Annotated in this window: 11 protein-coding genes and 1 other RNA gene; 3 read left to right on the plus strand and 9 right to left on the minus strand. The window is 72.3% G+C overall.

The genetic code is table 11. The features are described from left to right. Nucleotides 1–612 precede the first annotated feature (612 nt). On the minus strand, nt 613–1,578 hold the full coding sequence (locus ACIQNG_RS07455) for a LysR family transcriptional regulator (protein WP_401482992.1): 966 nt from the start codon (nt 1,576–1,578) through the stop codon (nt 613–615). Nucleotides 1,579–1,673: 95 nt separating this feature from the next. Between ACIQNG_RS07455 and ACIQNG_RS07460 the strand changes: the two genes are divergently transcribed. Beyond that, entirely contained in the window at nt 1,674–3,110 is a 1,437-nt protein-coding gene (locus ACIQNG_RS07460) for an MFS transporter (protein ID WP_401482993.1), read from the plus strand. Here ACIQNG_RS07460 and ACIQNG_RS07465 read toward each other — a convergent pair. Continuing rightward, nucleotides 3,089–4,018, minus strand: a complete 930-nt coding sequence (locus ACIQNG_RS07465; RefSeq protein WP_401482994.1) for an alpha/beta fold hydrolase — start codon at nt 4,016–4,018, stop codon at nt 3,089–3,091. The genes ACIQNG_RS07460 and ACIQNG_RS07465 overlap by 22 nt on opposite strands. Before the next feature lie 209 nt (nt 4,019–4,227). On the opposite strand from ACIQNG_RS07465, the gene ACIQNG_RS07470 reads away from it, so the two are divergent. Next, nucleotides 4,228–6,345 (plus strand): BTAD domain-containing putative transcriptional regulator, encoded by a 2,118-nt coding sequence (locus ACIQNG_RS07470; protein ID WP_401482995.1) that lies wholly within the window; start codon nt 4,228–4,230, stop codon nt 6,343–6,345. A 125-nt stretch (nt 6,346–6,470) separates the two neighbouring features. Here ACIQNG_RS07470 and ssrA read toward each other — a convergent pair. The 5 genes from ssrA to ftsE all read right to left on the minus strand — a co-directional run bounded on the left by ssrA (nt 6,471) and on the right by ftsE (nt 10,473). Then, nucleotides 6,471–6,867: a transfer-messenger RNA gene (ssrA, locus tag ACIQNG_RS07475) on the minus strand. Nucleotides 6,868–6,987: 120 nt separating this feature from the next. Beyond that, nucleotides 6,988–7,467, minus strand: coding sequence for an SsrA-binding protein SmpB (smpB, locus tag ACIQNG_RS07480; protein WP_401482996.1), 480 nt, complete (start codon nt 7,465–7,467; stop codon nt 6,988–6,990). Between the two features lie 106 nt (nt 7,468–7,573). After that, on the minus strand, nt 7,574–8,761 hold the full coding sequence (locus ACIQNG_RS07485) for a S41 family peptidase (RefSeq protein WP_401482997.1): 1,188 nt from the start codon (nt 8,759–8,761) through the stop codon (nt 7,574–7,576). Nucleotides 8,762–8,828: 67 nt separating this feature from the next. Beyond that, nucleotides 8,829–9,746, minus strand: a complete 918-nt coding sequence (gene ftsX / locus ACIQNG_RS07490) for a permease-like cell division protein FtsX (RefSeq protein WP_401439144.1) — start codon at nt 9,744–9,746, stop codon at nt 8,829–8,831. Between the two features lie 37 nt (nt 9,747–9,783). After that, complete coding sequence (gene ftsE / locus ACIQNG_RS07495) at nt 9,784–10,473, minus strand: cell division ATP-binding protein FtsE (protein WP_401439142.1); 690 nt, start codon at nt 10,471–10,473, stop codon at nt 9,784–9,786. Between the two features lie 285 nt (nt 10,474–10,758). Here ftsE and ACIQNG_RS07500 point away from each other — a divergent pair, with 285 nt between their 5' ends. Further along, complete coding sequence (locus tag ACIQNG_RS07500) at nt 10,759–10,950, plus strand: hypothetical protein (RefSeq protein WP_401439140.1); 192 nt, start codon at nt 10,759–10,761, stop codon at nt 10,948–10,950. 117 nt (nt 10,951–11,067) lie between these two features. Here ACIQNG_RS07500 and ACIQNG_RS07505 read toward each other — a convergent pair whose 3' ends face one another. Continuing rightward, complete coding sequence (locus ACIQNG_RS07505) at nt 11,068–11,667, minus strand: hypothetical protein (protein WP_401482998.1); 600 nt, start codon at nt 11,665–11,667, stop codon at nt 11,068–11,070. 374 nt (nt 11,668–12,041) lie between these two features. Then, on the minus strand, nt 12,042–13,148 hold the full coding sequence (gene prfB, locus ACIQNG_RS07510) for a peptide chain release factor 2 (protein ID WP_401439136.1): 1,107 nt from the start codon (nt 13,146–13,148) through the stop codon (nt 12,042–12,044). Nucleotides 13,149–13,529: the final 381 nt, after the last annotated feature.

Below are 13,529 nucleotides of genomic sequence, written 5' to 3' on the forward strand. Positions count from 1 at the left end.
GAGTCCGGCCCGGTATCTGGTCCGGTGTCCGGCCGGGGATCTGGTCCGGTGTCCGGCCCGATATCCGGCCCGGTCTGCGGCTCGACACCCGGTCCGAAACCCGGCCCGGTATCTGCTCAGGTATTCGGTCCGCTGTCCGTGCCGTCGGCTCGACGCCCGGCGCCGATGCATCCGGAGCCGGTCCGCTCGCCGTCGGCATCGCCGCGGTCGCCCCCGGGTCGGCAGCGGACGGCACCGCCCCGGACCACCACACATCGGACGTCAGAGCCTCCGCACCGAACGCCGGAGCCTCCGTGTCCGAAGCGGCCCGGGCCCCGGGAGCCCCCGATCCGAACGCCTCGGTCCGGTTCCGTTTGGGCCGGGGCTCGAAGGCGCGGAACGGTTCCTGCGGGGCACGGGACCCCGGTGACCGTTCCGATGCATCTGGTTGGGCGTCTTCTCGCCACTCTTTCACGCGCGCACTTCCCCCCCCACGGGACAGTTCCGGAGGCGCAGACGACCCCGAGCACCCGCCGACTGAACCAGGCCCCCACCTGATTCCAGCGCCCCCGATACCACACCGTGCTCGCGCGAAGAATGTAGCGCACGAGAGGGATATGTGTTCGCCGTGTGTCAGTCGTGGACGGTCATCACCTCGGCGTCGATGACCGGGATCCAGCCATCCGAAGGGCGCCTCAACCACCCGTTCTCCGCCCCGATCAACGCCGCCGCCCGCCGCAGCGCGGTCAGTCCGGGGTGACCGAAGCCACGTCGCCACACCAAGGAGACCGGCGACAGCGGCACCGGATCGACCAGCGGCCGGCGCACCGAACCCGGCAGCGGCGGGAACTCCACGACGGCGAGGACCGGGTTGCCGGTCTTGGCCATCATCCGCTGGAACGCCTCCTCCCCGATCGCCAGCGGGAACGGCGCGGCGACCTCGATCCGCCGCCCCTCGAACAGCCGGTGTGCCAGGTCCGTCCACTCCGGCGTACGGGGGTTTCCCGCGCCCGCGTAGACGGACTCCCCGGCGAGCGCGGCCAGCGGCACCCGCTCCAGCGCGGCCAGCCGATGCCCTTCGGGCAGGATCACGGCCATCGGCTCGTACCGTACGGGCTGCTGCTCCAGGCCCGCCCGCAGCGCCGGGCCCAGTCCGGCGAACCGTCCGAAGGACACATCGAGGCGGCCCGCCAGCAACTCCCCGGCGGCGCCGGTCAGTCCGCTCTCGAAGCGGGCCATCAGCTCCAGCTCGGGCGCCAGTTCCCGGGCCCGGTGCAGCACCCGGCGGGGCGTGCCGAGGCCCGGCGAGTTCACGTCGACCAGCATTGGCCGGGCCGGACCGCACGCCGCGAGCAGTTCGTCCTGCGCCCGCAGCACCCGCCGGGCGTACGGCAGCAGCCGTTCACCGTCCCCGGTCAGGGTCACCTGCCGGGTCGTCCGTACGAACAACTCGGCGCCCAGTTCCCGCTCCAGCCGCCGCACGTCCCTGCTCAGCGCCTGCTGCGAGACATACAGCCGGGCGGCGGCACGGGTGAAGTGCAGTTCCTCGGCGACGGTGACGAAGGAACGCAGCAGACGGGGGTCGAGATCGGCGGGCATCCGGGCAACCTACCCGACGATTCACAACCCGGGCGCGTGAATGGCCGCCCAGAAGGTGTTGGACCCCGTGATCATGTCAAGGCGACCGTGGAGCCATGCCGCAACCGCCCTACCGCAGCCCCAGAAGCCCCCGACGCCCCGGCACGGACACCGACATCGACACCGACACCGACATCGACATCGACATCGACACCGGTCACTCCCCCGGTCTCCTCCCCACCCTCACCGCGGACACCCTGGTCCTCGCCGACCTCCGCCCGCGCCACCCCCGTCACCCCACGGAGCGGGGCCGTCGCCCGCCCGGCCCCTACCGGCGGCTCTTCGCCCTCCCCGGCACCCGCGCCTTCACCGCCGGGAATCTGCTCGCCCGGCTGCCGATGGGCATGTTCAGCGTGAGCGCGGTGGTGATGATCGCGAGCACCCGTGGCTCGTACGCCCTCGCCGGCGCCGTCACCGCGACCGGGCTCGCCGCCACGGCCGTGGTCGCGCCCTGGACCGCACGGCTCGTGGACCGCTACGGGCAGGCCCGGATCGCCGTACCCGCCACGCTCTGCGCCGCCCTCGGCAGCCTGGCCCTCGTCCTGTGCGTACGCCACGACGCCCCCGCCTGGACCCTGTTCCTCTCCTACGCCGCCACCGCCACCACCCCGAACACCGGCGGCATGTCCCGCGCCCGCTGGGCGCATCTGCTCCGGGGCGACCCCGAGGCGCTGCACACCGCCAACTCCTTCGAGCAGTCCGCCGACGAACTCTGCTTCATGCTGGGGCCGGTGCTCGCGGCGTTCCTGTGCGGGACGTTCTTCCCCGAGGCGGGCACCCTGACCGGGGTGGTGCTGCTGGTCGCCGGGGTGCTGTTGTTCGCCGCGCAGCGCTCCACCGAGCCGCCGCCGCGCCCGGCGCCCCGCTCCGGCTCACCGTTGCGCGCCCCCGGCATACCGCCGCTGCTGGTCATCTGCCTGGCGACGGGCGCGGTGTTCGGGTCGATGGAGGTCGTCACCCTCGCGTTCGCCGACGCCGCCGGACACCCCTCGGCCGCGGGCCTGGTCCTCGGCCTCCAGGCGGCCGGGTCGTTCGCGGCGGGCCTCGCCTTCGGAACGCTGCCGCTGAAGGGCCCGGCCGAGCGGCGCTACCCGTGGTGCATCGCCGCCATGACCGCCCTGCTGACCCTGCCGCTGCTCGCCGCGTCCCTCACCGGTTCCCTTCCGCTGCTGGCGGTCGCGCTGCTGGTGGCCGGGATGGCGACGGCCCCGACGATGATCACCGGCATGACCCTGGTCCAGGCGCGGGCCCCCGAAGGCCGGCTCAACGAGGCCATGACCCTCGCCGTCACCGGCCTCCTCTCGGGCATCGCCTGCGGCGCGGCGACCGGCGGCTGGGTGGCCGAACACCTCTCCCCCACGGCGGGCTACGGACTCCCCGTCACCGCCGCGGCCGTGGCCCTGCTCCTGTCCCTCCTGCCCCCGCGCCCGGACCGCCCCGGCGCGGGAACCGGCGGCACCGCCCCGACCCTTCAGGCCCGACCTACTCCCTGACGCCCCATCAGCTCCCGCAGCTCTCCGGCGACCGCCTCCGGTGCCTCCTCCGCCATGTAGTGCCCGTACGGCACCGTCCGGTGCCGCAGATCGGTCGCCCAGGCACCCCACAGCCCGGCCGCCTCGTAGCCGAGGGCCGCGCCCCAGTCCTGCTGGAGCACGGTGACCGGCTGGGCGAGGCGGTGCCCGGCCGCGCGGTCGGCCCGGTCGTGCTCGACGTCGATCCCGGCGGAGGCCCGGTAGTCCGCGACGATGGACGGTACGGCGGCACGGCAGGCCGCGAGATAGGCGTCCCGCACCTCGGCGGGCATCGCCGTCCCGCCGTCCCCCGCCCACGCGTCCAGGAAATGCCCGAAGAACGCGTCCGCGCTCGCCTCGATCATCCGCTCGGGCAGTCCGGGCGGCTGGGCCATCAGATACAGATGGAAGCCGACGGCCGCGGCGGTCCCGTGCAGCGCCTCCCACATGTCCAGCGTCGGCAGTACGTCGAGACAGGCCAGGTGGGAGACGGCGGCCGGGTGGTCGAGCGCCGCGCGGAACGCCACCAGGGCCCCCCGGTCGTGCCCGGCCAGCGCGAAGCGGTCGTGCCCGAGGGCGCGGGCGAGGGCGACGACATCGCCCGCCATGGTCCGTTTGGAGTAGGTGTCCGGCCCGTCCTCGCGCGGCTTGTCGCTGGCGCCGTAGCCACGCAGGTCAGGACAGATGACCGTATGGTCGGCGGCCAGGTCGGCGGCCACGTGCCGCCACATCAGATGGGTCTGCGGAAAGCCGTGCAGCAGCACCACCGGGGGCCCCGACCCCCCGACGGCGACATGCAGCGCGACTCCGTCCCCGACGGGGACACGGCGCTCGGCGAAACCCGGGATCGTGGGGGTGACGGGGACGGGGGGCGTGGCGGGTGCGTTCATGATGATCTCCCTCGGGGGGGGCAGGTGCTCGGACGGCCTGCCCTGTCGCTCCCTCCACCCTCCCCGCGCCGAATGAGCAGCCGATGAGCAGCCGAAGAGGACTCGGAAAGCGGCCTGGTGCCCGTCACGCGGGTCCGCCCGGCACGGGAGCCCCCCGTCCGCCCGTACTACGGTGAAAACCGCAGCGACCTGGAAGGACGGACACCGGTGTGCACGTGACGTTCGGAGTGCTGGGCGCGACGGCCGCCTGGGACGGGACGGGCGAGCCGCTCCCGCTGAAGGGCCCGGCCCATCGGGCGGTCCTGGCCCGGCTGATCGTCGCCCGGCGCCGTGTCGTCCCGGTGTCGCGGCTGGTCGCGGACCTGTGGGAGGAGCCGCCCGAGGACGCGGTGGGCACCGTACGCACCTTCGTCGCCGGACTGCGCCGGGCCCTCGAACCGGACCGGCGGCCCCGCGCCCCGGCCCGGCTGCTGGTCACCGAGGGTCCCGGTTACGCGCTGCGGGCCGGGACGGAGGACGTGGACGCCTGGTGGTTCGAGCGGGCCGTGGACGCGGTCGCCGCACTGCCTCCCGCGCGGGTGCCCGACCGGCTGACCGAGGCGCTGGGCCGGTGGCGCGGACCGGCCTACGCCGACTTCGGCGGGGCGGCCTGGGCCCGCGCCGAACGCTCCCGGCTGACCGAGCTGCGGCTGCTGGCCGTCGAGCGCCGGGCGGAGGCACTCGTCGCGCTCGGCGCGTCGGCGCGGGCTGTCGCCGAGCTGGACGCCCATGTGGTCGAGCATCCGTGGCGGGAGGACGGCTGGCGGCTGCTCGCCCTCGCCCTGTACCGCTCGGGCCGCCAGGCCGACGCCCTGTCCGTCCTGCGCAGGGCCCGGCGCATGCTGCGCGAGGAGCTGGGCATGGACCCGGGCCCCCGGCTCCGCCGCCTGGAGCACGACGTACTCCATCAGGAGCTCCACCTCGACCCGGACCCGGACCCGGGGCCGGAGCCTGCGGGCCTGGGCCCGGACCTGAACGTGGACCCCGCCGCCGATCCAGCCGGTCCTATCGCTCCCACCGGTCCCACCGGTGCCGGTGATCCGGCCACCCGGGTGTGGACCCGCGCCACCTCCGCCTACGACCGGGCCGCCCCGGCCCTGCGGCTCCAGTCCACGGTCGGTCTGATGCGCGATCTCGCGGTCACCGGGGGCGGCGGGCTGGTGTCGTCCCGCCGGCACCGGGTGGCGGCGGTGGCCGCGGCGGAGGAACTGGGCGATCCGGAGCTGACCGCCCGGGTGATCGGGGCGTACGACGTCCCGGCGGTGTGGACCCGCTCCGACGACCCCGCCCAGGCCAAGGCCCTCGTCGACGCCGCCGAACGCACCCTGCGCGCGCTGCCCGCCGACGGACACGCGGTGGCCCGCTGCCGACTGCTGGCCACCATCGCCGTGGAATCCCGCGGCACCCTGCCGACGGGCACACCGGGCACACCGGGCACACCGGGGGCAGCGGGGACACCGGGCGCTCCGGGCGCTCCGGGCACCAGCGCCCGTCCGCTCCAGGCGGCCCGGCAGGCGGAGGAGCTGGCCAGGGAACGGGGGGACGCGGCGCTGCTGGCCTTCGCGCTGAACGGTACGTTCATGCAGTCCTTCGCGCGGGCCGGGCTGGCCGCGCGCCGGGACGCGATCGGCGCCGAACTGATCGCGCTGTCCGCCCGGCATGAGCTGGTCCGCCATGAGGTCCTCGGGCATCTCGTCCGGATGCAGGCCCGCGCCGCGCTCGCGGATCCCACGGGCGCCGCACGCCACGCGACGGCCGCGGACGCCCTGGCCGACCGGCACGGGCTGCCGCTGGTCGGGGTCTTCACCACCTGGTCCCGGGCCCTGCGCACGGCCCTGACCGAGCCCCCGGAGGCGGCCCGCGCCGCCTACCGCCGGGCCGCTGCCGTCCTGGAGGGCGCCGGGATGCCCGGCCTGGAGCACGGTCTGCTCCCGCTGGCGCTGCTGAGCGTGGACGTACGGCACGGGGTCGCGCCCACCGTGGACCCGGCGGCGGACTGGGGGCCGTACGAGCCCTGGGTGCGTCCGCTGCTGCTGGCCGAGGCGGGCCGGACTGGCGAGGCGCGGGCCGCCCTGCGGACGCTTCCGTCCCCGCCCCGCGATCTGCTGTTCGAGGCGCTGTGGGCCCTGGTGGGCCGGGCGGCGACGGCGGTGGACGAACCCGGCGCGATCGCCCGCGCCCACGCACAGCTCGCCCCGGCGGCGACCGAGCTGGCGGGCGCGGGCAGCGGGCTGCTGTCACTGGGCCCGGTGGCGGCCGAGCTGTACCACCTGGCGGCCCACCGGTGACCCGGTCCGGCCCCACCGGTGACCCGGTCCGGCCCCGCCGGGGGCCGGGGTCCGGACCACCGATGACGGGGTCCGGACACACCAAGGGCCCGGTGGTCGGTGACCACCGGGCCCTTACATGGAGATTGTGGAGATGGCGGGAATCGAACCCGCGTCCAACGGTGCGGAATCAGGGCTTCTCCGTGTGCAGTCCGCTGCGCTTTTCTCAGCCCCGGAGATCACGCGGACAAGTCTCCGACGGGCTCAGTCACTGTGAGTTTTCCCTTTTCACCCCGTGACCGGGATCAAGGTTGAGTTCCCTAGCTGATGCCAGGATCCGGGTCGGGAACAGCCCCGGGCTGACACTCCCTAAATGGAGGCTCGCTCTTGCTGCCTATCAGGCAGCGAGGGCGAAGGCCTGCTGGGAGGAATCGCGCTTGGAAGTGGCGATTATTTTTTTCGGCCTGTGGTTTACGAGATCATGGCCGCTTTCTCGACACGCTTCCCCTGCTTCGACAGCCGCTGTCGAAACCGATCATCCCCATGTGGTGTTGTCAAACAGCGCACCGGCTGTGCGGTGCTTACGCCATCGTACGGGATCAGCGCCGCGTCGTGCCAGCGTATTCCTGGCGACCGGCGACCGGCGACCGGCGAGCCGACCGGTCAGGCCCGCTGGCGGCGGCGCACCGCCGAGATCGCCCGGTCGGTCTCACGCTGGTCCTGCTTCTCCCGCAGGGTCTGCCGCTTGTCGTACTCCTTCTTGCCCCGCGCCAGCGCGATCTCGACCTTGGCCCGGCCGTCCTTGAAGTACAGGGCGAGGGGCACGATGGTGTGCCCGGTCTCGCCGGACTTCGCCTCCAGCTTGTCGATCTCCACCCGGTGCAGCAGGAGCTTGCGCTTGCGGCGGGCGCTGTGGTTGGTCCAGGTGCCCTGGCTGTACTCCGGGACGTGGACGTTGTACAGCCATGCCTCGTGGCCGTCGAGCTGGACGAACCCGTCCGTCAGTGAGGCCCGGCCCTGGCGCAGCGACTTCACCTCGGTACCGGTGAGGACCAGCCCGGCCTCGTAGGTGTCAAGGATGTGGTAGTCGTGCCGCGCCTTCTTGTTCTGCGCGATCAGCTTGCGCCCTTTTTCCTTAGCCATAGTGCCGACCATTTTCGCACTACGCGGGGGGTGTCGGGGAAGCGATTAAGCGGGAGCGTCGGCTGAGCCCCCACCCGGGCCGCCGTTCGGGCAGTGGTCCGCGTGGCTACCGTCCCAGTCCGGTGAGGACGGTCCCCGCGCGGTCCAGGGCCGCGTCGCCGTCCGCCTCCAGGTCGGGGGTGATGCCCTTGCCGTCGACCGCGCGGCCGGCCGGGGTGCGGTAGTGGCCGACGGTCAGCTCGGCGACCGAGCCGTCGGGCAGTTCGGTGGGCATCTGCACGGAGCCCTTGCCGAAGGTGCGGGAGCCGACCACCACCGCCCGGCTCCGGTCCTGGAGGGCGCCGGTGACCAGTTCGGCGGCGCTCATGGTGCCGCCGTCCACCAGCGCCACCAGCGGGCGGGCGGTGTCGCCGCCGGACTCGGCGTGCAGGGCCCGCTGCCGGCCGTCGACGTCGTACGTGGCGACCAGGCCGCCGTCCAGGAAGGCGGAGGCGGCGGTGACGGCCTCGCTGACCAGCCCGCCGGAGTTGCCGCGCAGGTCCAGGACCAGTCCGGCGTCGGACCGGGCGTCCCGTACGGCGTCGCGCACGAAGTCGCCGGTGCCCCGGGTGAAGGCGGTGACCTTGATCAGCGTCACCCCGCCGGGCAGCTCACGGACGGTCACGGGGTCGGTGGAGAGCCGGGCGCGGCGCAGGGTCTGCTGCCAGGCGCGCGGGCCGCGTTCCAGGCCGAGGCGGACGGCCGTACCGGCGTGGGCGTCCTGGGGGGCGCCGCGCAGCAGGGCGACCACCTCGGTGACCGGGAGGCCGGCGACCCGCTTGCCGTCGATGCTGACGATGCGGTCGCCCACGCGGATCCCGGCGCCGTCGGCGGGTGAGCCGGTGCTGACCTCGGTGACCTCGATCCGGCCGTCCCGCTCGCGCCGGGCGGAGAGGCCGACGCCGGTGTACGCGCCGTCGAGGGCCTCCTCGAACTCGGCGAACTCGCCCTCGGTGTAGACGGAGCCCCAGCGGTCGCCGCTGCGGCTGACGGCCCGCTCGGCGGCCTCCACGGCGGACTTTCCCTCGGCCAGGGCGTCGGCGGCGGCCTCGGTGACCTCGGTGACCTCGTCGTGGCGGGCGGCCGGGGCGGCGGCGCGGGTGGCGCCGGGCCCGCCGTGCACGTCCGGGCCGCGCCCCGCGAGGGGCAGCGAGCCGGTGGCGGCGCCCGCGACCAGCACACTGGCGAACACCAAGGTCAGGGTGGCCCCGCGGCGTGCACGGCGGGGCTGACAGAACAGGTCACGACCTGACATGGCGGTGAGTCTAGGACAACGCGAAGGGCCGTACGGCCGGTTGACCGTACGGCCCGCGGGGCGTGTGTCACACCTTCAGGTACTTGCGCAACGCGAAGAACGCGGCAAGGGCAGGCATCAGCAGGCTGGTCGCCAGGATCAGCGGCAGCTTGGTCAGGACCGCGTCCCAGCCGATGAAGTTGATCAGGTTCAGCTTCTCCGACAGGGCGAGACCGTTGTCGATGATGAAGTACCGGCCGAGCACCAGGAAGCCGCAGGCGACGAGGCCGCCGATCAGTCCGGCGACGGCCGCCTCCATGATGAACGGGGCCTGGATGTAGAAGCCGGAGGCGCCGACCAGCCGCATGATGCCGGTCTCCCGGCGGCGGCTGAACGCGGAGACGCGCACCGTGTTCACGATCAGCATCAGCGCGACGACCAGCATCAGCGCCATCACCGCGCGCGCGGCCCAGTTCATGCCGTTGAGCAGTTCGAAGAGGTTGTCGAGGATCCCCTTCTGGTCCTGCACCGACTGCACCCCGTCGCGCCCGTTGAAGGCGGTCGCGATGACCTGGTACTTCTCCGGATCCTGCAATTTGATCCGGTACGACTCCTGCATCTGGTCCGGGGTGAGCGAGCTGGCCAGCGGGGAGTCGCCGAACTGCTCCTTGTAGTGCTTGTACGCCTGGTCCTGCGTCTCGTGGGTCACCGTGTCGACCACCGACATCTTGTCGAGGTCGGTGACGATCTGCTTCTTCTGGTCCTCGGTGACCGCGCCTTTGGCGCAGTTGGGGTCGGACTCGGCGTCGCTCTTGTTGCAGAGGAAGATCGAGACGTTGACCTTGTCGTACCAGTAGCCCTTCATGGTGTTCACCTGGTCGCTCATCAGCAGCGAACCGCCGAACAGGGCCAGGGACAGGGCGACGGAGACGATGACGGCGAAGGTCATCGTCAGATTGCGGCGGAGACCGACGCCGATCTCCGACAGAACGAACTGGGCGCGCATGGCGTCTGGTTAAGCCTTTCCGGGGAGCCGTGGGTCGTCAGTGCTGGTAGCCGTAGACACCGCGGGCCTGGTCGCGGACGAGGCGACCTTTCTCCAGCTCGATGACGCGCTTGCGCATCTGGTCCACGATGTTCTGGTCGTGGGTGGCCATCACGACGGTCGTACCCGTCCGGTTGATCCGGTCGAGCAGCTTCATGATGCCGACGGAGGTCTGCGGGTCGAGGTTGCCGGTGGGCTCGTCCGCGATCAGCAGCTTGGGCCGGTTCACGAAGGCCCGCGCGATCGCCACGCGCTGCTGCTCACCGCCGGACAGCTCGCCCGGCATTCGGTCCTCCTTGCCGCCGAGGCCGACCAGTTCCAGGACCTGGGGCACGGACTTGCGGATCTCGCCGCGGGACTTGCCGATGACCTCCTGGGCGAAGGCCACGTTCTCGGCGACGGTCTTGTTCGGCAGGAGTCTGAAGTCCTGGAAGACCGTCCCGAGCTGGCGCCGCATCTGGGGCACCTTCCAGTTGGAGAGCCGGGCGAGGTCCTTGCCCAGGATGTGCACCTGGCCCTGGCTGCACCGCTCCTCGCGGAGGATCAGCCGCAGGAAGGTGGACTTTCCGGAGCCGGAGGACCCCACCAGGAACACGAACTCGCCCTTCTCCACTTCCAGGGAGACATCCCTGAGTGCGGGGCGGGTCTGCTTGGGGTAGACCTTGGAGACATTGTCGAATCGGATCACGGATGCACCACGGGTCGCCGGGGGTAGATGTGCGTGACCATACGCGACAGACGACACCCCCGCAGTCATCGGCAACGCTTGCGCGAGGGTTGTGCGTTTTTGTACGTGGAAGACCTCGGTGGACTCCGCGGGCCTCGGCGGCGGGGGCTCGGCAGCTTCGAGGCGCACCGCCCCGCGGAACCTGGCACAGTGGGAAGAGGGAACGTTCACGGGCCCGCGACCGTTGAAGCGGGTGAGAGGTGGCGGGTGCACCGTGGAGGACGACCCGGCGAGGAGGGCGAGCGCATGACGTACGACCGGCTGGTGTGCGCGAACTGCGCCGCGCCCGTGAGTGAGGGCCGCTGCCCCGTCTGCCGGGCGAGCCGCCAGCGGCTGCGGCAGGAGAACCCCTTCGCGGCCATCAATCCGATGATGCTGATCGCCCTGCTGGCGGTACTGATCGCCGCGCTGGCACTCCTGGCGCACCAGGCCGCATAAGCAGGAGATAAAGAGAAAGAGGAATGAAAAGGCCCGGAGCGCAGGCTCCGGGCCTTTTCACTGTTCTGGCCCACGGACGCGCACCGGGCGCGTCCGTGCGGTCACGGTCGGCGACGGTCAGGCCGCCGCGCCACCCCGGCCGTTCATCAGCCGCGGCAGCACGCGGAAGCCGACGCCACCGGCGATCATCGTCGCGGCGCCGATCACCAGGAAGGTGGTCTCCATGGCACCGGTCTCGGCCAGCTCGTCGCCGCCGCCCTGCGGGTTGTCCGCACCGGCCGGCGCCTGGGTGCCGGTGTCGGTGAGGGACGAGGAGCCCTCGTTCTGGGCGGAGTCGCCGGAGCCGCCGTCGGGGCCGGGGCCGTTGCCGCCGGTGCCGTTGTTGTCGTCCGGGTCCTGCGGGTCCTCAGGGTCCTCCGGGTCCTCGGTGGGCTCCGTCGGCTCGTCGGTCGGCTCGGTCGGCGGCTCCTCGGTGGGCGGCTCGGTGGTCGGCGGCTCCTCCGAGGTCGGCGGGTCCGTCGGGACCTGGGTGGGCGGCTCCTCCGTCGGCGTCGGGGTCGGGGTCGGCGTCGGAGACTCCTCGCCGCACAGCACCCCGAGCAGGCAGTCGTCGGTGTCGGCGGCGGAAGCGGCACCCGCGGCGGTCAGCGAGGCGCCGGCGGCGATCACGGCACCGGCCGCCAGGCGCGCGACACGGATCCGCGTCTTCTTCGTCATGTGGTTGCTACCCCCAGTAGCTCATCGTCAATGAGGCGGCGCGCGGGGGCCGTGATCAACAGGGGTGATGATGGTGAGACCCCCGGTTCACATGCGCCCCAGCGAAAACGCATGCCGCGCCTCACCTTTCCGACTTTTCACAGCAACGTCAAGGCCGTTGCGTACGCAATGTCCTGATACGGCGCGAATGCCGGGCAGAGTCACCTGTGAGTGTGATGTAAAACCCCGACATCGGGGGCAGATCGGCGGTGAATCGGGGGAGTTGAGAAACGGAACAACGGTCCATCACATGGGAAGACAATACAACTGCCGTCGGGTCAGTGGCAGTTGCCTTGTCGACAAAGCGGCCTGAACGGGGAGGACTTCGCGGGATCCTACTTCTCGCGCTGCTTGCGCCAGCGAATTCCGGCCTCCAGGAAGCCGTCGATCTCACCGTTGAACACGGCCTCCGGGTTACCCACCTCGAACTCCGTCCGCAGATCCTTGACCATCTGGTACGGGTGCAGGACGTAGGAACGCATCTGGTTGCCCCAGGAGTTGCCGCCGTCGCCCTTGAGGGCGTCCATCTTGGCCTGTTCCTCCTGGCGGCGGCGCTCCAGCAGCTTGGCCTGGAGGACGTTCATCGCCGTGGCCTTGTTCTGGATCTGCGAGCGCTCGTTCTGGCAGGAGACGACGATGCCGGTCGGGATGTGCGTGATGCGCACCGCCGAGTCGGTGGTGTTGACGCCCTGACCGCCGGGGCCGGAGGAGCGGTAGACGTCGATCCGCAGCTCGGACTCGTCGATGTCGACATGGTCGGACTGCTCGACCACGGGGAGCACCTCGACGCCCGCGAAGGAGGTCTGGCGGCGGCCCTGGTTGTCGAAGGGCGAGATACGCACCAGCCGGTGGGTGCCCTGCTCGACGGAGAGCGTGCCGTAGGCGTACGGCACCTGCACCGCGAAGGTGGTCGACTTGATGCCGGCCTCCTCGGCGAAGGACGTCTCGTAGATCTCCGTCTTGTAGCCGTGCTGCTCGGCCCAGCGCAGATACATGCGCTGGAGCTTCTCGGCGAAGTCGGCGGCGTCGACGCCACCGGCCTCCGCGCGGATGTTCACCAGCGCCTCACGGGAGTCGTACTCGCCGGACAGGAGGGTACGGACCTCCATCTCGTCCAGCGCCTTCTTCACCGCGGACAGCTCGGACTCGGCCTCGGCGCGGGCGTCCGGGTCGTCCTCCTCCTCGGCCATCTCGAACAGCACGGCGAGATCGTCGATCCGTCCGCGCAGCGTCTCCGCCTTCCTGACCTCGGCCTGGAGGTGGGAGAGCCGGCTGGTGATCTTCTGCGCCTCGTCCGGGTTGTCCCACAGGGACGGCGCGGCTGCCTGCTCCTCAAGCACGGCGATGTCCGCCCTCAGCTTGTCGAGGTCCAGGACGGCCTCGATCGACTCCATGGTCGAGGAGAGGGACTTGAGCTCTTCGGATACATCGACGACTGCCACGTCCCCCAGCGTAACGGCTCCGCCGGGCGGGGAGTGCCGGTGAGGGGGGCCGAGCGGAGTTCGGGGGTGCGGAGGGGACTGTCGCGGCCGTCACGCCCCGTCGTGCCCCGTCGTGCCCCGTCGTGCCCCGTCGTGGCGCAGTGGCCCGCCGCCCGGGGGCCACCCGCCGGGTGAGCAGCGGGCGGGCCGTGGCCGGGCCGGGCCCGTCGTCCGGGGGCCGTCGCCGGGGCCGGGCCCGTCGTGGCCCGTCATCCGGGGGCCGCCGCATCATGGGGCCCGCTGAGACCCCGGCCGGGCTTCATGCCCGGTTGCCCACCGTCCTGGGCGGCCGCCCCACGGGCCCCGCTGCGGCCCGGCGGGCCTCCTCCCCGGTCGGCCGAC

Source organism: Streptomyces sp. NPDC091377 (assembly GCF_044757045.1).
GTDB lineage: Bacteria > Actinomycetota > Actinomycetes > Streptomycetales > Streptomycetaceae > Streptomyces.

Excerpts from the sequence above, each read along its gene's own strand:
- ftsX (WP_401439144.1), bottom strand. The coding sequence starts at position 9,746 with ATGCGCGCCCAGTTCGTTCTGTCGGAGATCGGCGTCGGTCTCCGCCGC.
- ACIQNG_RS07500 (WP_401439140.1), top strand. The coding sequence starts at position 10,759 with ATGACGTACGACCGGCTGGTGTGCGCGAACTGCGCCGCGCCCGTGAGT.
- ACIQNG_RS07465 (WP_401482994.1), bottom strand. The coding sequence starts at position 4,018 with ATGAACGCACCCGCCACGCCCCCCGTCCCCGTCACCCCCACGATCCCG.
- ACIQNG_RS07485 (WP_401482997.1), bottom strand. The coding sequence starts at position 8,761 with ATGTCAGGTCGTGACCTGTTCTGTCAGCCCCGCCGTGCACGCCGCGGG.
- ACIQNG_RS07505 (WP_401482998.1), bottom strand. The coding sequence starts at position 11,667 with ATGACGAAGAAGACGCGGATCCGTGTCGCGCGCCTGGCGGCCGGTGCC.
- smpB (WP_401482996.1), bottom strand. The coding sequence starts at position 7,467 with ATGGCTAAGGAAAAAGGGCGCAAGCTGATCGCGCAGAACAAGAAGGCG.
- ACIQNG_RS07460 (WP_401482993.1), top strand. The coding sequence starts at position 1,674 with ATGCCGCAACCGCCCTACCGCAGCCCCAGAAGCCCCCGACGCCCCGGC.
- ACIQNG_RS07455 (WP_401482992.1), bottom strand. The coding sequence starts at position 1,578 with ATGCCCGCCGATCTCGACCCCCGTCTGCTGCGTTCCTTCGTCACCGTC.